Source organism: Microbacterium sp. WCS2018Hpa-9, from assembly GCF_031843745.1.
Classification (GTDB): Bacteria; Actinomycetota; Actinomycetes; order Actinomycetales; family Microbacteriaceae; genus Microbacterium.
Map to the genome: position 1 here is coordinate 1 of NZ_JAVTIY010000005.1, position 18,546 is coordinate 18,546.

An 18,546-nucleotide genomic window follows, 5' to 3' on the forward strand; every position below is an offset into this window, starting at 1 on the left:
GCGGTGCACCTCGTTCGGGCGGTTACAACCGCGATAGCGGTGCACCTCGTTCGGGCGGTTACAACCGCGATAGCGGTGCACCTCGTTCGGGTGGCTACAGCCGCGATGGTGGCGCCCCGCGCCGCGACAACGATGCCCCTCGTTCCGGTGGGTACAACCGGGATGGTGGCGCTCCGCGCCGCGACAACGACGCACCCCGCTCCGGTGGCTACAACCGCGACGGCGGTGCACCTCGCTCGGGCGGGTACAACCGCGACGGTGGACAGGACCGCGACTCTTCGCGTTCCTACCCGCAGCGCGGGGGAGCAGGCCGCGAACGTCCGGTTCAGGCAGACGGGGATCGTCCGCGCTTCAACGATCCGCACATCCCGGATGAGGTCACGGCCCGTGACCTGCACACCTCTGCCCGCAACGAATTGAAGACCCTCAGCAAGGAGAACGCCGAACTGGTCGCGCGTCACCTCGCCATGGCGTCTCAGCTCATCGACGAGGATCCGGCCCGTGCACACGAGCACGCCCTCGCGGCTTCCCGCCGTGCAGGCCGTATCGCGATCGTCCGCGAGACGCTCGGTATCACCGCATACGCCACTGAGGACTTCGCTCTGGCCCTTCGCGAGCTGCGCACGTACCGTCGCATCTCCGGCAAGGACGATCAGATCGCACTGATGGTCGACAGCGAGCGTGGCATCGGACGCCCCGACCGCGCCCTCGAAACCGGTCGCGCTGTGGACCGGGCTGCGCTCACCACGCCCGTTCGCGTCTCTCTGGCGATCGCGATGTCGGGTGCGCGCCTGGATCAGGGTGACCTCGAGCTCGCGCTCGGCGAACTCGAGATTCCTGAACTCGACCCCGACCGCGCGTTCGAATGGAGCCCTGCGCTGTTCGCTGCTCGTGCAGCGGTGCTCGAGGATCTCGGACGAACCGACGAAGCCGAGTTCTGGGCACATCGTGCAGAGGTCGCTGCCGAGGCACTCGGTGTCGACGAGGCCGGTGACGAGGAGATCATCATCGAAGACGGCCTCATCGAAGGCGACTTCAGTGACGACCAGGACGACACGCACGACTCTGAGTCTGATGCTGATGCGGATGCGGATGCGGATGCGGATGCGGATGCTGACGTTGACGCGGATGCTGACCACGACGACGATTCTGAGTCTGACGATGATGACATCGCTGGCTCGGATGACGACGCTGACGCCGCCGCTGATGACGTCGAGCCTGAGCCGTCCATCGACGACGAGGTCCGTGAGCTCCTCGGCGAAGACGACGCTGACTCCGACAGCGCAGGAGACGCCGCTGCCGATGACACGGCCGAGGCCTCCGCAGCATCCGATTCGTCGAAGGAGGCGTAGTGGGGCTGTTCTCCAAGAAGCCTGCGCTGCGCACCCCGCTTGAGGGCGTGGACGCCGTGCTGGCCGATCTGGATGGCGTCGTCTACGCGGGTCCTGGCGCTCTGCCGCATGCGGTGGAGAGCCTCAATGCCGCGGCGGCGACCGCTCGGCTCGGGTACATCACGAACAACGCATCTCGCACAGATGCGTCGGTCGCCGAGCACCTGAGCAGCCTGGGTCTCGACGTCGCGCCCGCTGACGTGATCACCAGCCCGCAGGCTGCGATGCGGCTGCTCGCCGGAATCGTGCCGCCGCCTGCGACGTTGCTGATCATCGGTGGAGCCGGGCTCGTCGACGAGGCGGAGAAGGCGGGCTACACCGTCACGCGCAGCGCCGAGGATGCTCCGGATGCCGTGGTGCAGGGCTTCGCCCCCGAGGTCGCGTGGACGGATCTCGCCGAGGCGGCGTTCGCGCTGAAGGTTCCCGAGGAGGAGGGTGGCATCCCCTGGATCGCCACCAACACCGACTGGACGATCCCGCGCGAGCGCGGCGTCGCACCTGGCAACGGGACGCTCGTGTCTGCCGTGCACACGGCGATCGGCCGGCTCGCGACCGTCGCAGGCAAGCCTGAGACGCCGATCTTCGAAGAGGCCACAGAGCGCTTCGGTGCGAAGAAGCCGCTGTTCATCGGCGACCGTCTCGACACGGACATCCTCGGAGCCGTCCGCGCGGGCATCGACTCGGCGCTGGTGCTCACCGGCATCGATCGACCCAAGCACGTGCTCGCTGCGCCTGAGGGATCGCGTCCGACGTACATCCTCAGCGATCTGCGCGAACTGCACCAGCCGTATCCCGAGGTCACGTCGAAAGACGGCATCCACTCGGTCAACGGCGCATCCGTGCGGGTCGTCGGAGCCGACGTCGAGATCGTCGCGGAGGGCGATTCGCAGATCGATCTGCTTCGGGCAGGCGCATCTGCGATCTGGGCATCCGGAACACCGGTGTTCGTGCTGCGTGTGCCCGAGCGTCTCTACGACGACCCGTTCCATCGGCCCTGACAGCCGCCTCGCGCCGCCGTGGCTCCACCGACGTGTCGCCCTCGCCGCGTACAGTGGAAGAGTGACCGACGAGACGACCAACGCACCGACCGACGGTCTGTGGAGTCGGCTGCACCTGATCGAGGGTCAGCCTCTCGCTGACCGCGCAGGCGCGTACTCCGGACTTCACGATGAGCTGTCGCGCCGCCTCGACAGCGGCGCGAAGCTCGACCAGCGCGACGCGCCGGGCACCCGATGACGCGACTCGACGCCGCCCTCGCCGCACGAGGACTCGCTCGTTCGCGCACGCATGCGGCCACGCTCATCGCGGACGGCCTCGTGAGCATCGACGGACGCCCCGTCGTGAAGGCCTCGACCCCGGTCGCGGATGCCGCAGAGATCACCGTCGCAGGCGCCGATCATTACGTCGGTCGTGGCGCGCACAAGCTGATCGCCGCTCTCGACGGATTCGGCATCTCTGCCGACGGCCGCCTCGCGCTCGACATGGGCGCCTCGACCGGGGGCTTCACCCAGGTGCTTCGTGAGCGCGGAGCGCGACGCGTCCTCGCCGTCGACGTGGGCCACGACCAGATGGCCGCCGCCGTGGCATCCGACGCCGGCGTCGTGGTCGTCGAGGGCTACAACGTCCGTCACATGACTCCCGAGAACCTGCAGGAGGTCACGGGTGAGTCGGCGGCTCCTGACCTCATCGTCGGCGACCTGTCCTTCATCTCCCTCGAGCACGTGCTGCCCGCTGTCGCCGGCGTTGCCGCTGCCGGGGCAGACATCGTCCTGCTCGTGAAGCCGCAGTTCGAGGTCGGGCGCACCGCGGTGCGCGGCGGACTCGTCACCGACCCGGCCACGCGCGCGGATGCGGTCGCGCGAACGGCCTGGAGCGCCTGGGACGCGGGCCTGGGCATGCTCGGCATCCTCACCTCGCCGATCCTCGGAACGCACGGCAACTCGGAGTATCTTCTGCACCTCGCGCCGGGGCGTGGCAGCGATCCGTCAGAATGGTCAGACCGCATCAACGCACTGGCAGGGAGACGATGAACGAGCGCAACATCCTGGTCGTCGCCCACGCCGGCCGGGAGGCCACCGTCGAGGCGGCCCGCAAGGTGGTCGACGAACTCCGCGAGGCTGGAGCGCGCCCTGTGCTCCCGCCCGATGAGAGCGGCGACCTGCGAGCAGTCGACCCGCACTTCGCCGATGTCGACATCCTCGGCGAGACGGTGCAGCAGGATGAGCTCGAACTCGCGATCGTGCTCGGAGGCGACGGCACGATCCTGCGCGCAGCCGAACTCGTGCGCGGCTGCTCGGCCCCCGTGCTCGGGATCAACATGGGTCACGTCGGGTTCCTCGCCGAGATCGACCGAGACGACATGGATGCCGCTGTGCGGCGCGTCATCGATCGCGACTACGAGGTCGAAGAGCGCCTGGCGCTGTCGGTGCGCGTCAAAGACGTAGACGGTGCTGTCGTATACGAGACCTTCGCGCTCAACGAGGCCACGGTCGAAAAGGCCAGCCGTGAGCGCATGATCGAGGTCGTGCTCGAGATCGACGGTCTGCCCCTGTCGAGCTTCGGCTGCGACGGCATGGTCGTGTCCACGCCGACCGGGTCGACGGCCTACAACTTCTCCGCTGGCGGGCCGGTCATCTGGCCCAGCGTCGAGGCCATCGCTGTCGTGCCGCTGTCGGCTCACGCGCTGTTCGCTAAGCCGCTCGTCGTCAGCCCCGACGCTGCCGTGGCCATCGAGATGCTCGAGGGCACCTCGGGTTCCGGCATCCTCTGGTGCGATGGTCGCCGATCGCACGACCTGCCGCCGGGCGCGCGTGTCGTGGTGCGCAGGTCTTCTCGTCCGGTGCGCCTCGCGCGCCTGCACCCCACCGAGTTCACCAACCGTCTCGTGCGCAAGTTCCAGTTGCCGGTCGCCGGGTGGCGCGGACAGGGGACGGCCTCGTGATCGAGGAGATGCGGATGCAGGGGCTCGGCGTGATCGCCGACGCCGTGCTGCCCCTTGGCGCGGGCTTCACCGCGATCACCGGCGAGACCGGTGCGGGCAAGACGATGGTCGTGACCGGCCTCGGGCTGCTGCTCGGGCAGCGCGCAGACTCCGGAGCCGTGAGAGCGGGTGCTGCTCAGGCATCCGTCGCGGGCGTGTGGGTCGTGCCCGAGACGGGCGACGTCGCCGACATCGTCTCGGATGCCGGCGGAGAGCTGGAGCCTGCGGGTTCCGGCGTCGCTGAGCTGTACGTCTCTCGCACACTGAGCGCCGAGGGCCGTAGCCGCGCGAGCGTCGGCGGTCGTGCGGCGCCGGCCGGCGTGCTCTCGGCGCTGGCCGAGGAACTCGTCGTCGTGCACGGCCAGTCCGAGCAGCTTCGCCTGCGCTCATCCGCCGCTCAGCGTGACGCACTCGACCGCTTCGGAGGCGCCCCGATCGCCACGGCGCTCGACGCCTACACATCGTCGTTCACGCGCTGGCGCGAGCTGGATGCCGAGATCGCCGACATCACCGAGAACCGCGACCGCAGAGCCGAAGAGGCATCGCGCCTCCGCGAGGCGCTGGCACTCATCGAGGCCGCCGCTCCCGAACCGGGGGAGGACGTCGAGCTGTCGGCACGGGCCGAACGCCTGGCGAACGCCGAAGAGCTGCGCCTGGCCGCCACTCTCGCACACAGCGCGCTCTCGAGCGACGAGGGCGAGCCGGATGCATCCGCTCTGATCGCTGAAGCCCGTCGAGTGCTCGAGCGCGTCTCCGACACTGCTCTCACAGAGATCTCGGCCGCTCTCGCCGACATCGGGTACCGCATCGCCGACGTCGCGGGCCAGCTCTCGGCATACCTCGCCGATCTCGATGAGACAGGACCGCACGAGCTGGCGGCCGTCGAAGAGCGTCGGGCTGCGCTCGGCACGCTCATCCGCGCGCACGGTTCGCTGGATGAGGCTCTGCAGCTCTGGCAGACCGGCTCCGCGCGCCTCGCCGAACTCGACGACGACGGCGAGCGGCTCGATCGCCTCGAAGCCGAACGTGATGCCGCCCGCGCAGATCTCGATGCACATGCCGACGCCCTGACGGCGGAGCGCACCAAGGCCGCCGCGCGTCTCGGCGTCGCCGTGAGCGAGGAGCTGCATGCCCTCGCGATGCCCGACGCGACCCTCGAGGTCGCGGTCACACCGGGCACGGAGACCGCTCACGGTCGCGACGATGTCGCGATCCTGCTCGCGCCCCACCCCGGAGCCGAACCCCGTTCCGTCGGCAAGGGCGCGTCGGGCGGTGAGCTCTCGCGCGTGATGCTCGCGATCGAGGTCGTGATCGCCGGAACCGACCCCGTGCCGACCTTCGTGTTCGACGAGGTCGACGCCGGCATCGGTGGCGCCGCGGCGATCGAGGTCGGCCGACGACTCGCCCGACTCGCCGAGAAGTCGCAGGTGATCGCAGTCACTCATCTGGCTCAGGTCGCCGCCTTCGCCACCAACCATCTCTCGGTCGTGAAATCCAACGACGGAGCAGTCACCGCGTCGAGTGTCCGACGTCTCGAGGGCCAGGAGCGCGAGGCCGAGATGGCTCGACTGCTGTCCGGATTGACGGATTCGGATGCCGCGATCACCCATGCCCGAGAACTTCTCGCTCTCGGGTCCTCCGTCGACTGATAGGATCGAAGCCCGTGATGAACTCTTCTTCTGCGGGGCCCAAGAACGACACGACCAAGCACATCTTTGTGACGGGTGGTGTCGTTTCGTCTTTGGGTAAAGGGCTCACTGCCGCAAGCCTCGGCAACCTCCTCACCGCTCGCGGTCTGCGCGTCGTCATGCAGAAGCTCGACCCGTATCTGAACGTCGACCCGGGCACGATGAACCCCTTCCAGCACGGCGAGGTCTTCGTCACGGACGACGGTGCCGAGACCGACCTCGACATCGGACACTACGAGCGCTTCCTCGACATCAACCTGTCCGAGGCCGCCAACGTCACGACGGGCCAGATCTACTCGCAGGTGATCGCCCGCGAGCGCCGGGGCGAGTACCTCGGCGACACCGTGCAGGTCATCCCGCACATCACCGACGAGATCAAGCGCCGCATGCGTCTGCAGGCGACAGAGGACCCGCGTCCTGATGTGATCATCACCGAGGTCGGCGGCACGGTCGGCGACATCGAGTCGCAGCCGTTCCTCGAGTCCGCTCGGCAGCTGCGTCACGAGCTCGGCCGCGACAGCGTCTTCTTCGTGCACGTGTCACTCGTCCCGTTCATGGGCGCTTCCGGCGAGCAGAAGACCAAGCCGACGCAGCACTCCGTCGCCGCCCTCCGCCAGGTCGGCATCCAGCCCGACGCGCTCGTGCTCCGCAGCGACCGTCCCGTCAGCGAGAGCAACCGCAACAAGATCGCTCTCATGTGCGACGTCGACGCCGAGGGCGTCATCAACACGGTCGACCTGCCGAGCATCTACGACATCCCATCGACGCTCAACGACCAGGGCCTCGACTCGTACATCGTGCGCCGCCTCGGTCTCGATGAGAAGGCCGCCGACGAGGTCGACTGGACGCGCTGGAGCAAGGTGCTGCACGCCGTGCACAACCCCAAGCACGAGGTCACGATCGGTCTGGTCGGCAAGTACATCGACCTGCCCGACGCCTACCTGTCGGTGACCGAGGCCCTCAAGGCCGGCGGCTTCGCGCAGGAGACCAAGGTCAACATCCGCTGGATCCCGTCGGACCGCTGCGAGACCCCTGAGGGTGCGAAGGAGCAGCTCGGCGAGCTCGACGGCATCTGCGTTCCCGGTGGATTCGGCATCCGCGGCATCGAGGGCAAGCTGGGCGCTCTGAAGTTCGCGCGCGAGCAGGGCATCCCGACCCTCGGACTCTGCCTCGGCCTGCAGTGCATGGTCATCGAGTACGCCCGCGACGTGGCCGGCATCGCCGAGGCATCCTCGAGCGAGTTCGACCCGCAGACCTCCGAGCCCGTCATCGCCACGATGGCCGAGCAGGTCGAGATCCTCGACGGCGGTGACCTCGGCGGCACCATGCGTCTGGGCCTCTACCAGGCAGCACTCGCCGAGGGTTCCCTGGCGCGCGAGCTGTACGGCGCACCCGAGGCTTCGGAGCGTCACCGTCACCGCTACGAGGTCAACAACGCCTACCGTGCGCGTCTCTCGGAGGCCGGTCTCGTGTTCTCGGGCCTGAACCCCGAGCTCGATCTGGTCGAATACGTCGAGCTGCCGCGTGATGTGCACCCGTACTACATCGCGACGCAGGCGCACCCCGAGCTCCGCTCGCGTCCGACCGCCCCGCACCCGCTGTTCCGCGGCCTGGTCGGAGCCGCGATCGAGCGTCACCGCTCGAGCGAGCTGTTCGACGTCGAAGCCGATGACTGAGTTCGACGAACTGCGCGACGAGCCCTTCGAGCCAGAGGTCCTCCGCAGCGATCTCGCGTACGAGGGCGCCGTCTGGAACGTGCGCGACGATCGGGTGCGGTACGGCGACGGAGAGATCCGGCGCCAGTACGTCGCGCACACGGGCGCCGTCGCGATCCTCGCGCTGGATGACGAGGAGCGGGTGCTGCTGATCCAGCAGTACCGGCATCCGATCCGCCACCGCGACTGGGAGCTGCCGGCCGGTCTGCTCGACGTGGCAGGTGAGGAGCCGCTCGAGGCTGCTCGACGCGAGCTCGCCGAAGAGGCCGACCTCGTCGCAGCGCACTGGGAGCCGCTCGTCTCGTCATGGACGACCCCCGGCGGAAACGACGAGCTCATCCACGTCTTCCTCGCGACCGGCGTCTCGGCGGCGCAGAACGCGCACGCGCGCGAGGACGAAGAGGCCGACATCCGCGTCGAGTGGGTTCCGCTCGACGCCGCGATCACGGCGGTTCTCGACGGGCGGATGCGCAACGGCATCCTCGGCATCGGCGTGCTCGCAGCCGCCCAGAGGCTGCGCGACCGGAGCTGAGCATGCAGCTCGACCGTGCGTTGGACACGTATCTGCGCCACGTCACGATCGAGCGCGGTCTCAGCGAGCACACGATCGCGGCCTATCGGCGCGATCTCGGTTCCTATCTCGGGTGGCTGGATGCCGAGGGGATCACCGACACGGCCGAGATCAGTGCCGCCGTCGTCGGCCGGTTCATCGCCGATCGATCGGGTGCCGATCCCGCCCCTGCTGCGACCAGTCTCGCGCGACTGCAGTCGTCCGTGCGTGGGTGGCACCGCTTCCTGGCGCGCGAGGGCATCGAACAGGATGATCCGAGCGGCCGTCTTCGTCCGCCCAAGGCGCCTCGTCGCCTGCCCAAGGCGCTGACGATCGACCAGGTCGAGCGCCTGCTCGGCGCGCCCAGCGCCGAAGATCCGCTAGGGATCCGCGACCGGGCTCTGCTCGAGCTGCTCTATGCCACCGGCGCTCGGGTGTCGGAGGCGGTCGGACTCGACGTCGACGACCTCGCACACGGCGATATGCTGCGCCTTCGGGGCAAGGGGTCGAAGGAGCGCATAGTGCCCATCGGCTCGTTCGCCCGTGACGCGGTGGATGCGTATCTCACTCGCGTCCGCCCAGGACTCGCGGCGAAGGGGAGGGCATCGGCCCGGCTCTTCCTCGGGGCTCGCGGTGCCCCGCTGTCGCGGCAGAGCGCATGGCTCGTCATCCGCTCGGCGGCGGAGCACGCGCACATCACCGCCGAGGTGTCGCCGCACACGCTGCGGCACTCGTTCGCGACACACCTGCTGCAGGGCGGCGCCGACGTGCGCGTCGTGCAGGAGCTGCTCGGGCACGCCTCGGTCGCGACGACGCAGATCTACACGCACGTGTCGGTCGACACCCTGCGGGACATCTACGCCACTTCGCACCCGCGCGCTCGCTGAGATCGCGGCACACGCGGCGAAATCGCGGGATCGCCGGGGCTGAGGCGGTGAACCCGCCAGGCGATCGGTAGACTCGACCGAGCACGAAAGAGCAGGAGAATCGGTGGCTGAGAACGCGGCGAAGTCCAGGGCGAAGACGTCGAAGAACGACGACACCCCCATGGGACCCACCGGGCGTCCCTATCACGGCTTCGCGACCCCTGAACCGCTCGCCTCGCACGGGCCCGCACGCATCATCGCGCTGTGCAACCAGAAGGGCGGCGTCGGCAAGACGACGACCGCGATCAACCTCGCAGCTGCCCTCGCAGAATACGGCCGCAAGGTCCTGGCCGTCGACTTCGACCCGCAGGGCGCGCTGTCCGCCGGCCTCGGCATCCAGACGCACGACGTGCCGACCGTGTACGACCTGCTGCTCGACACCAAGCGCGACGCGCATGACGCGATCGTCCCCTCCGGGGTCGACGGCCTCGACGTGATGCCCGCGAACATCGACCTGTCAGCTGCCGAGGTGCACCTCGTGAACGAGGTCGCCCGCGAGACGATCCTCGCCCGCGTTCTCCGCCAGGTGGCGGGGGAGTACGACGTCATCCTGATCGACTGCCAGCCCTCGCTCGGTCTGCTCACGGTGAACGCGTTGACCGCGGCTCATGGCGTCATCATCCCGCTCGAGTGCGAGTTTTTCGCGCTTCGCGGTGTGGCTCTCCTGATCGAGACCATCGACAAGGTGCGAGACCGGCTGAACCCGTCGATCACGATGGACGGCCTTCTCGCCACCATGTACGACCCGCGCACGCTGCACTCGCGTGAGGTTCTCGAGCGTGTGGTCGAGGCCTTCGGCGACGATGTCCTGGAGACCGTGATCGGTCGGACGGTCAAGTTCCCCGACGCATCGGTCTCCGGTGTGCCGATCACCGAGTTCGCTCCGGAGCACGCTGCCGCGCAGGCATACCTGCGATTGGCGCGGGAGCTGGTCACCCGTGGCGCTGTCGCCTGAGCTCGAGCCGACAGACACACCGGCTCAGTCCGTCTCACCAGCAGAGTCCGTCTCACCCGAGGCCGTATCGGATCTCGATTCCGAGGTCTCCGAAGAGGCTCCCGTCTCGGATGTCGGATTCCGTGTCTCCCTGTCGAACTTCGACGGTCCGTTCGATCTGCTGCTGAACCTCATCTCGAAGCACGAGATGGACATCACCGAGGTGTCGTTGAGCGCGGTCACGAACGAGTTCATCGCGTATCTCAAAGAGCTCGACGACGACGAGGAGCTCGACCAGGCCTCGGAGTTCCTGGTGGTCGCGGCGACGCTGCTCGACATGAAGGTGGCGGGGCTCCTGCCGCAGGGCGAGCTGGTGGATGCCGAGGCCGTCGCCCTCCTCGAGGCCAGAGACCTTCTCTTCGCGCGCCTCCTGCAGTACCGCGCCTTCAAGGAGGTGTCCGCCTGGTTCGCCCGGTGCCTGCAGCGAGAGGATCGGCGTCACGTGCGCGCGGCCAGGCTCGACGAGAAGCACCGGCGGAAGACGCCCGAGCTCGTCTGGTCGCTCAGTGTCGACGATTTCGCCGCACTCGCGCTCCTGGCCTTCGCACCGAAGGAGATACCGCACGTCGGTCTCGATCACCTGCACGCGCCGCTCGTCAGCATCCGCGAGCAGGCAGCGATCGTCGTCACGCTGCTTCGCGCCGCGGAGACGGTGAGCTTTCGCGAGCTGGTCGCTGGTGTGAGCGAGCCGGGGATCGTCGTCGCGCGATTCATCTCCGTGTTGGAGCTCTACCGCCACGCCGCCCTCTCTTTCGAACAACTGGAACCACTCGGCGAGCTGACGCTGCGCTGGGCCGCCGACTCCTGGTCGGACGAGACACTCGCATCGCTGGGAGCCGACTATGACCGATGACGTGACCGACGCTGCGACCGGTGCAGTGACCGACGGCGCCGTGCGCGAGTCCCCGCTGTCCGAGCGCATCGAGGCGATCCTGCTGATCATCGACGAGCCGATCGGCCTCGTCGCCCTCGCCGCCGCGGTCGGCTCGCCGGTGGCAGCGGTGCGGCAGACGATCGAGACACTGGTCGACGACTACGACGGCAAGGGCCAGGGCCCGCGTCGCGGCTTCGAGCTGCGCGAGGTCGGCGGCGGATGGCGCCTCTACGTCCGCGAGGATCACGACGATGTCGTCGCGGAGTTCGTCGGGGGACAGGCGCCGGCGCGACTCTCGCAGGCGGCGCTCGAGACGCTCGCCGTGATCGCATACAAGCAGCCGGTCACACGCAGCCAGGTGGCGTCGATCCGTGCGGTGAACGTCGACTCGGTCGTGCGCACGCTGCTCGCTCGAGGTCTCATCACCGAGCTGTTCGCAGACTCCGAGACCGGTGCGATCAACTACGGCACCACCGACGCGCTCCTGCAGCACCTGGGCATCAACTCGCTCGACGATCTGCCCCCGATATCTCCGCTGCTCGACGACGGCGCAGACGGTTTCGACGAAGGGACCATCCGATGACCTCGGTTGATCCGATTCGTCCGATGACGTCTGGTCGCCCGGACGCGATGCACAGATTCAGTTTCAACGAAGGGACCATCCGATGAGCGGCTTCGAGACACCAGAGGGCATCCGCCTGCAGAAGGTGCTGTCGGCGGCGGGCGTGGCCTCACGACGCGTGATCGAGCAGTACATCGTCGAGGGACGCATCCGGGTGAACGGGCAGACCGTCACCGAGCTCGGCCGCCGCGTCGACCCGGAGACCGACCTCATCGACGTGGACGGCACTGCGGTTCAGCTCGACGTGACGAAGCGGTATGTGATGCTCAACAAGCCGACCGGAGTGGTCAGCAGCCTTCGCGACGAGAACGGCCGGCCCGATCTGCGTGTCTTCACCGACGACTACGAGGAGCGCCTGTACAACGTCGGGCGACTCGACGCCGAGACCAGCGGCCTGCTCGTCCTGACGAACGACGGCAACCTCGCACACGTGCTCGCTCACCCGTCGTTCGGTGTCACCAAGGTGTACATCGCGAAGGTCGAGGGTGAGGTGTCCGCGCAGACGATCTCGAAGCTCACCAAGGGCATCGATCTGGACGACGGCCCGATCGCGGCAGACAAGGCGCGGCTGCTCGACACCTCGCGCGGGTCGAGTCTCGTCGAGCTGACACTGCACTCGGGACGCAATCGGATCGTCAGACGGATGCTGGCAGCCGTCGGCCACCCGGTGACCGAACTCGTGCGCCGCCAGTTCGGTCCGCTGCACCTGGGAACCCTCCCGGTTGGGAAGACCCGCGAACTGACTAAAATCGAACTCGGCGCACTGTTGACTCTGTCGCGCCGTGATTCCGGTGTCGCCGAGGCGCCAGGCGAGCAACAGGAGAACGAGTGACCGATACGACGAGTGCGCCCACGGGGGCTCGGAGTTCTGTCGCGCCGCGAATCGCGGCCAGGCTCTCCGGCACCGTACGCGTGGTCGGCGCCGGTCTGCTCGGTGCGAGCATCGGCCACGCGCTTCGCGCCAAGGGCGTCGATGTGGTGCTCGCCGACACCTCGCCGGCTCAGCTGCGCCTCGCGATCGACTACGGAGCCGGTCGCTCGGCTGCCGACGATGACTCGCCGGTGCTGGTCGTGGTCGCCGTGCCGCCGGACGTCACTGCGGACGTCATCGAGTCTGAGTTGGCTCGTTTCCCGCACGCCGTCGTCACAGACGTGGCGAGCGTCAAGCTCGAGCCTCTCCACAGTCTGCAGAGCCGCGGAGTCGATCTGACCCGCTACATCGGTTCGCACCCGCTCGCCGGTCGAGAGCGCGGCGGAGCGATCTCCGCTCGCGCAGACCTGTTCATCGGACGCCCGTGGGTCGTGTGCCGTGATGCCGACACCAAGGCAGCGGATCTCGCGCTCGTCGAGGCGCTGGCTCTCGACGTCGGAGCGATGCCACTCGAGATGACCCCCGAGGAGCACGACCGCTCGGTCGCGCTCACCTCCCACGTTCCGCAGGTCATCGCCAGTCTTCTTGCCGGGCGGCTAGCCGAGGCGGATGAGGGCGCGCTGCGCCTCTCCGGCCAGGGCGTGCGCGACACGACGCGCATCGCCGCGTCGGCCCCTGAGCTCTGGGTGCAGATCCTCGGAGCGAACGCCGCGCCGGTGGTCGAGATCCTCGACGCTCTGGCATCCGACCTCCGGGAGGTGTCCGACGCGCTGCGCGCGCCCGAAGCTCCCGGCGCTCGGCGCGTGGTCGCCGAGACGATCCGACAGGGAAACGACGGCGTCGAGCGGCTCCCGGGAAAGCACGGACAGAACCAGCGGTTCGAGTCGCTCATCGTGATGATCGATGACACCGCCGGCCAGCTCGGCCGGCTGTTCGGCGAGCTCGGAGAACTCGGCGTCAACGTCGAGGACCTGCGTCTCGAGCATTCGCCGGGCGCGCAGTTCGGCCTCGCCGAGATCAGCGTCGACCCTGCGGCATTGCACGGGGCGATCACCGGACTCCAGGAACGCGGCTGGCGGATTGCAGGTACGACCAATGACTGACTTCATCGCGATCGATGGGCCCGCCGGCTCCGGCAAGTCCAGTGTCTCCAAGGCGGTCGCCCGCACTCTGGGCTTCGGCTACCTCGACACGGGGTCGGCGTATCGCGCCCTCGCCTGGCATGTGCTCGATCGAGGGGCCGACACCGCGGATGCTGCTGCGGTGCTCGACGCCGTCACCGACTTCCCCGTGCGCCTCGGCCTCGACCCCGACGATCGCACGGTCCGGGTCGGTGACGTCGACGTCACGGACGCGATCCGCGACCCCTCCGTCTCGAGCGCCGTCAGCGGCGTCGCTCGCGTCCCCGAGGTGCGCGAGCAGGTCAATCGTCTGTTCCGCACCCTCGTCGCCGACGCGCCCTACCCGGCGGTCGTCGTCGAGGGGCGCGACATCACCACCGTGGTGGCGCCTGACGCCCCGGTGCGCATTCTTCTCACGGCTGCGCCCGAGGTGCGCGCCGCACGACGCGCCGGCGAACTCGCCGGCGAGAACGCCGAGACCGTCGCGGCCGCGCTGCACAAGCGCGACGCTTCAGACAGCGCCGTCGTCGACTTCCTGAACGCCGCAGAAGGCGTCGAGGTCGTCGATTCGACGGAGCTCGATTTCACACAGACCATCGACGCCGTCCTCGCGGTGATCGAACGAACCCGAGGAGTACACCATGGCTGACGACGAATACGAAGGCGGCCCCGACCAGCTCGCCGAGAAGATGGCGCAGCTCGACGAGCAGCTCGCCGAAGCGCGTGCCGAGACGTTGCGCGCGGGTCTCGCCGACTACGACCTCGACGACGAGGATGCCGCGCTGCTCGCCGGCATCACGATGGGCGAGGACGGCATCCAGTTCTTCCCCGCCCTGCCGGTCGTCGCGATCGTCGGTCGCCCGAACGTCGGCAAGTCGGCGCTCGTGAACCGCATCCTCGGACGCCGTGAGGCCGTCGTCGAGGACACCCCCGGCGTGACCCGCGACCGCGTGACGTACAAGGCCGAGTGGGCCGACCGTCGCTTCTCGCTCGTCGACACCGGAGGCTGGGAGCCCGACGCACGCGGCATCGACCGCTCGGTCGCCGCGCAGGCGGAGGTCGCGATCGACCTCGCCGACGTCGTGCTGTTCGTCGTCGACGCGATGGTCGGCGCCACGTCGACCGACGAGCACGTCGTGAAGATGCTGCGCAAGAGCGGCAAGCCCGTCTTCCTCGTCGCGAACAAGATCGACGACGCCCGTCAGGAGCCCGAAGCGGCAGCACTCTGGAACCTCGGTCTCGGCGAGCCACACCCGGTCTCGGCCATCCACGGCCGTGGCGTCGCAGACCTGCTCGACGCGCTGCTGAAGACGCTTCCCGATGTCTCGGCCGTCGCGAAGGCCGAGATCGGCGGACCGCGTCGCGTCGCCATTCTCGGTCGCCCGAACGTCGGCAAGTCGTCGCTGCTCAACAAGGCCGCCGGCGAAGAGCGTGTGGTCGTCAATGACCTCGCCGGAACCACCCGCGACCCGGTCGATGAGATCGTCGAGCTCGGCGGCAAGCTGTGGCGTCTGGTCGACACCGCCGGCATCCGTCGCCGAGTGCACATGGCGCAGGGCGCCGACTTCTACGCCTCGCTGCGTACGTCGGCTGCGCTTGAGAAGGCCGAGGTCGGTGTCGTCGTGCTCGACGTGTCGGAGTCGATCAGCGAGCAGGATGTTCGCATCATCGACCTGGTGCTCGAGTCGGGTCGTTCGCTCGTGCTCGCGTTCAACAAGTGGGACCGTCTGAACGACGACGATCTCGAGAACGCTGATCGTCGCCGCTACCTCGAGCGCGAGATCGAGAAGGACCTGGCGCACGTCGCCTGGGCCCCGCGCGTGAACATCTCGGCGAAGACCGGCCGTCACCTCGACAAGCTGGTGCCCGCGCTCGAGACCGCCCTCACGAACTGGGACCGTCGCATTCCGACCGGCAAGTTCAACGCGTTCCTCGCCGAGCTGGTCGCGGAGCACCCGCACCCGCTGCGTGGAGGAAAGCAGCCGCGCATCCTGTTCGGCACGCAGGCGTCGACTCGTCCGCCCACGTTCGTGCTGTTCACGACCGGGTTCCTCGACCCCGGTTACCGTCGATTCATCCAGCGTCGCCTGCGCGAGCTCTACGAGTTCGACGGAACGCCCATCGTCATCAACATGCGGGTGCGCGAGAAGCGTCAGCGCTGATCCGTCGCCGGGTCGCACGCGTGGACTGCTGTTCCCGCGTGTGACTCGGATGCGTGCCGATGCCCGGATGCTGTGACAGGCTGAAGGGGTGACTGTCGTACCTCCTGCCCCAGGTGAACCCCGCCGCCCCGACGGGCCCCGGAACCCGGGTGACGCCTGGGTGGTCGCCCCGTCGGGAGAGAAGTACTGGGGGCGTTACGGTGCCGCCGGTCTGCTCGCATTCGACCCCGAGCGCGGAATCCTGCTGCAGCACCGAGTCTCGTGGAGCCACTTCGGCGGCACATGGGGACTGCCCGGTGGCGCGATGCACCAGGGCGAGAGTGCGATCGTGGGTGCTGTGCGTGAGGCGCAGGAGGAGGCGGGGGTGCCCGATGGCTCCGTGCGACCGCGGTTCACCAGTGTGCTCGACCTCGACGTGTGGTCATACACGACCGTCATCGCCGATGTGGTGCGCCCGTTCGAACCCGTGATCAGTGACCCTGAGAGCGTGGCGCTCGAGTGGGTGCCGGTCGAGGAGGTCGACTCGCGACCTCTGCACCCCGGTTTCGGCAGCGCATGGCCGGCTCTTCGCGCCCTGCTCGAGGTTCGTCCGTCGTTCGTCGTCGATGCCGCGAACGTGGTCGGCTCAGTACCCGACGGGTGGTGGAAGGATCGCGCGGGGGCGGCAGCTCGACTGTCTGGTCGGTTGAACGGGCTTGCCGTTCCTGCGTCAGATCTCGGGATCGACGGGACGCTCTGGTTCCCGGAGGTCGCGCTTGTCGTCGAAGGGCAGGCGCGCGGGATCTCCGCACCGTCGCTGTCGCCGTCACCGTCTGCTGGTGCTGGTGCTGGTGCTGGTGCTGGTGCCGGTGGTGCTGCTGGTGCTGGTGCTGGTGCTGGTGGTGGTGCAGGTTCAGAGGCCCCTGAAATGCTCCCTGCAGGAGGGGTGTCGGTAGTGCGCGCTGAGGCAGCTGGCGACGACGCGATCGTCGCGGAGGTCGAACGTCGATCGCGCGCGGGACAGTATGTCGTCGCCGTCACGAGCGACCGCGAGCTGCAGAACCGCGTCGTCGCGGCGGGCGCCGCGCGTGTGCTCTCCGCTGGCTGGCTGTTGGGCGTGCTGCCGCAGCAGGCTTGACGGCTCCAGCTGTGATGGCTCCAACCGAGACGGCAGCAGCCGAGCGAAGCGCTGCGATCAGACGAACATGACCCGTCGACGAGGTGGGTCGACGTAATCTCTGCCGAGCGGACTGGTCCAGGTGATGCTCCCATCAGGAGTCTGACGGGCCGTCCACCGATGCCGCTCATCGATGTCGGGGTGTTTGAGCGAATGATGCGTCGTGCAGAAGTGGCTGAGGTTGTCGATGCGTGTTCGTCCACCGCGAGCGTGGTCATGGTTGTGGTCGATCTCGCAGCGGTGCACCGGCATCCGGCATCCAGGGAATCTGCAGTGCTGATCTCGCGCTCGAAGGAAGCGGCGCATCTGCTCTGTGGGGGAGTAGGAGTCGGTCTCTGTCACCAGGCCCGTCGCGTCGAGGAACAGGCGTGACCATCCGGTGCAGCGCCCCGCAAGCCCGCGGGCGACATCGGGATCGAGTGGTCCGTGTCCGTCGAGTTCGGAGGGGCGATCATCATCTCCGGCGAGGGTGCTCGCAGCGACCGTGACCTGAATGCGGGCCGAGACGTTCTCGAGTCCTGTGCCGTTCGCTTCGCTCGGATCAGAGGAGAGCAGCAGATCGGACAGCAGATCGGCGCGGATCTGATCGAACGTGCGGGTATCGCCGGAAAGGTGCTCGACGTCGGGACTCGCCGGATCGGTCATCGGGTCGATCAGGCCGGCGAGCGGATCGGTGACGAAGGTACCGTCGGCGGCGATCACTCCGGCCTCGAAGTAGGCGTCGTACCGAGGGTCTTCGGGGGAGAGATCGGAGAGGTAGAGCGAGTTCTCGGAGTCGTCGAGTGGATCGAGAATAGGCTCCCGCTCGTCACGCGTGCGGGCGATGTGTCGCGCCATCTGCGTGAGTCGATCGGAGATCGCCACGGCGACCCATTCGGGGAGGACCGCCGTGAGCGCAGCCAGGCCGTCACCGACCGACCTGACGGTGACGCAGCGCTCGGTCGCCGCGCGCCGCTGGGTCTCGACGACGGTCTGGCCCACGAGACGGGCCGCGACCTTGCGAGCGTGGGGCTTCGTGCGCGACGCGGTGTCCTGCTCAGCGACCACGAGCACTGCGGCCTCGTAGAGACCCATCGTCGCGGCTTCCACGCGTCCGTCGCGTATGGCGTCGTCGACGATCTCGCTGGCTCGCACGATCTCACGGACATGGTGCGCGGTGATCGAGCCAGCCGCAAAGGAGGCAAACACGGCAGGTAGGGCCCGTGACAGAGTGCGTGCATCGGTGAAGGCGTATTCGATGGATCCCTTCGGGATGTGCCCTGCCGCGGAGTACTCCGCGATCATCGATCGATAGATCGCATCACGGTGGTGGGGGCTCTCGGAGACGTCAGCGTCGTGCACGCTGATGCGCGCTACGAGGAGCGCGTACGACTGGGCTTCGAGCGCAGCGATCTGGCGCCGCGTGGCGACCCACTCGTCGAGCAGGCGGCGGCGCTCCTCCAGATCGAGGTCGAGATCGGTGCGCTGAGCCATGCCCTCAGTTTAGAAGATATGTT

Annotated in this window: 18 protein-coding genes; 17 read left to right on the forward strand and 1 reads right to left on the reverse strand. The window is 68.2% G+C overall.

Annotated features, from left to right (window positions below; all coding sequences use genetic code 11):
- The 17 genes from RQG82_RS11175 to RQG82_RS11255 form a co-directional block, all read left to right on the forward strand.
- Positions 1–1,352: hypothetical protein (locus RQG82_RS11175; protein ID WP_311259162.1), on the forward strand; the 1,352-nt coding region annotated here is incomplete at its 5' end.
- Positions 1,352–2,389: an HAD-IIA family hydrolase gene (locus RQG82_RS11180; protein WP_311259163.1), complete on the forward strand. Its 1,038-nt coding sequence runs from the start codon at positions 1,352–1,354 to the stop codon at positions 2,387–2,389. The genes RQG82_RS11175 and RQG82_RS11180, both read left to right, overlap by 1 nt.
- Before the next feature lie 61 nt (positions 2,390–2,450).
- Complete coding sequence (locus tag RQG82_RS11185; RefSeq protein WP_311259164.1) at positions 2,451–2,627, forward strand: hypothetical protein; 177 nt, start codon at positions 2,451–2,453, stop codon at positions 2,625–2,627.
- Positions 2,624–3,421: a TlyA family RNA methyltransferase gene (locus RQG82_RS11190; protein WP_311259165.1), complete on the forward strand. Its 798-nt coding sequence runs from the start codon at positions 2,624–2,626 to the stop codon at positions 3,419–3,421. The genes RQG82_RS11185 and RQG82_RS11190 overlap by 4 nt, the downstream gene beginning before the upstream one ends.
- Complete coding sequence (locus RQG82_RS11195) at positions 3,418–4,332, forward strand: NAD kinase (RefSeq protein ID WP_311259166.1); 915 nt, start codon at positions 3,418–3,420, stop codon at positions 4,330–4,332. Before RQG82_RS11190 ends, RQG82_RS11195 begins: the two co-directional genes overlap by 4 nt.
- Complete coding sequence (recN, locus tag RQG82_RS11200) at positions 4,329–6,020, forward strand: DNA repair protein RecN (protein WP_311259473.1); 1,692 nt, start codon at positions 4,329–4,331, stop codon at positions 6,018–6,020. The genes RQG82_RS11195 and recN overlap by 4 nt, the downstream gene beginning before the upstream one ends.
- Positions 6,021–6,037: 17 nt before the next feature.
- Positions 6,038–7,735: a CTP synthase gene (locus RQG82_RS11205; protein ID WP_311259167.1), complete on the forward strand. Its 1,698-nt coding sequence runs from the start codon at positions 6,038–6,040 to the stop codon at positions 7,733–7,735.
- Positions 7,728–8,306, forward strand: coding sequence for an NUDIX hydrolase (locus RQG82_RS11210; RefSeq protein ID WP_311259168.1), 579 nt, complete (start codon positions 7,728–7,730; stop codon positions 8,304–8,306). Before RQG82_RS11205 ends, RQG82_RS11210 begins: the two co-directional genes overlap by 8 nt.
- A 2-nt stretch (positions 8,307–8,308) precedes the next feature.
- Positions 8,309–9,211 (forward strand): site-specific tyrosine recombinase XerD, encoded by a 903-nt coding sequence (gene xerD, locus RQG82_RS11215; protein WP_311259169.1) that lies wholly within the window; start codon positions 8,309–8,311, stop codon positions 9,209–9,211.
- Positions 9,212–9,371: 160 nt separating this feature from the next.
- Complete coding sequence (locus RQG82_RS11220) at positions 9,372–10,205, forward strand: ParA family protein (protein WP_140038740.1); 834 nt, start codon at positions 9,372–9,374, stop codon at positions 10,203–10,205.
- Positions 10,189–11,097 (forward strand): segregation and condensation protein A, encoded by a 909-nt coding sequence (locus tag RQG82_RS11225; RefSeq protein ID WP_396653609.1) that lies wholly within the window; start codon positions 10,189–10,191, stop codon positions 11,095–11,097. The genes RQG82_RS11220 and RQG82_RS11225 overlap by 17 nt, the downstream gene beginning before the upstream one ends.
- The gene (scpB, locus tag RQG82_RS11230) at positions 11,087–11,701 is read left to right on the forward strand and encodes an SMC-Scp complex subunit ScpB (RefSeq protein ID WP_311259170.1); all 615 of its coding nucleotides are present in this window, start codon (positions 11,087–11,089) and stop codon (positions 11,699–11,701) included. The genes RQG82_RS11225 and scpB overlap by 11 nt, the downstream gene beginning before the upstream one ends.
- Positions 11,702–11,783: 82 nt before the next feature.
- Complete coding sequence (locus RQG82_RS11235) at positions 11,784–12,572, forward strand: pseudouridine synthase (RefSeq protein WP_311259171.1); 789 nt, start codon at positions 11,784–11,786, stop codon at positions 12,570–12,572.
- A complete protein-coding gene (locus tag RQG82_RS11240) occupies positions 12,569–13,714 on the forward strand; it encodes a prephenate dehydrogenase (protein ID WP_311259172.1) in 1,146 nt (381 codons plus the stop codon). The genes RQG82_RS11235 and RQG82_RS11240 overlap by 4 nt, the downstream gene beginning before the upstream one ends.
- Complete coding sequence (gene cmk / locus RQG82_RS11245; RefSeq protein WP_311259173.1) at positions 13,707–14,381, forward strand: (d)CMP kinase; 675 nt, start codon at positions 13,707–13,709, stop codon at positions 14,379–14,381. The genes RQG82_RS11240 and cmk overlap by 8 nt, the downstream gene beginning before the upstream one ends.
- On the forward strand, positions 14,374–15,894 hold the full coding sequence (gene der / locus RQG82_RS11250) for a ribosome biogenesis GTPase Der (protein WP_311259174.1): 1,521 nt from the start codon (positions 14,374–14,376) through the stop codon (positions 15,892–15,894). The genes cmk and der overlap by 8 nt, the downstream gene beginning before the upstream one ends.
- An 88-nt stretch (positions 15,895–15,982) precedes the next feature.
- Positions 15,983–17,011, forward strand: a complete 1,029-nt coding sequence (locus RQG82_RS11255; protein ID WP_311259175.1) for an NUDIX domain-containing protein — start codon at positions 15,983–15,985, stop codon at positions 17,009–17,011.
- A gap of 57 nt (positions 17,012–17,068) precedes the next feature.
- On the opposite strand, the gene RQG82_RS11260 is transcribed toward RQG82_RS11255, so the two are convergent.
- Positions 17,069–18,523: a DUF222 domain-containing protein gene (locus RQG82_RS11260; protein ID WP_311259176.1), complete on the reverse strand. Its 1,455-nt coding sequence runs from the start codon at positions 18,521–18,523 to the stop codon at positions 17,069–17,071.
- Positions 18,524–18,546: the final 23 nt, after the last annotated feature.

What these genes read in the sequence shown, in the direction of transcription:
- xerD (WP_311259169.1), top strand. Translation starts at nt 8,309, where the DNA reads ATGCAGCTCGACCGTGCGTTGGACACGTATCTGCGCCACGTCACGATC.
- der (WP_311259174.1), top strand. Translation starts at nt 14,374, where the DNA reads ATGGCTGACGACGAATACGAAGGCGGCCCCGACCAGCTCGCCGAGAAG.
- cmk (WP_311259173.1), top strand. Translation starts at nt 13,707, where the DNA reads ATGACTGACTTCATCGCGATCGATGGGCCCGCCGGCTCCGGCAAGTCC.
- RQG82_RS11220 (WP_140038740.1), top strand. Translation starts at nt 9,372, where the DNA reads ATGGGACCCACCGGGCGTCCCTATCACGGCTTCGCGACCCCTGAACCG.
- RQG82_RS11210 (WP_311259168.1), top strand. Translation starts at nt 7,728, where the DNA reads ATGACTGAGTTCGACGAACTGCGCGACGAGCCCTTCGAGCCAGAGGTC.
- RQG82_RS11195 (WP_311259166.1), top strand. Translation starts at nt 3,418, where the DNA reads ATGAACGAGCGCAACATCCTGGTCGTCGCCCACGCCGGCCGGGAGGCC.
- RQG82_RS11205 (WP_311259167.1), top strand. Translation starts at nt 6,038, where the DNA reads ATGAACTCTTCTTCTGCGGGGCCCAAGAACGACACGACCAAGCACATC.
- RQG82_RS11190 (WP_311259165.1), top strand. Translation starts at nt 2,624, where the DNA reads ATGACGCGACTCGACGCCGCCCTCGCCGCACGAGGACTCGCTCGTTCG.
- RQG82_RS11260 (WP_311259176.1), bottom strand. Translation starts at nt 18,523, where the DNA reads ATGGCTCAGCGCACCGATCTCGACCTCGATCTGGAGGAGCGCCGCCGC.
- scpB (WP_311259170.1), top strand. Translation starts at nt 11,087, where the DNA reads ATGACCGATGACGTGACCGACGCTGCGACCGGTGCAGTGACCGACGGC.
- RQG82_RS11235 (WP_311259171.1), top strand. Translation starts at nt 11,784, where the DNA reads ATGAGCGGCTTCGAGACACCAGAGGGCATCCGCCTGCAGAAGGTGCTG.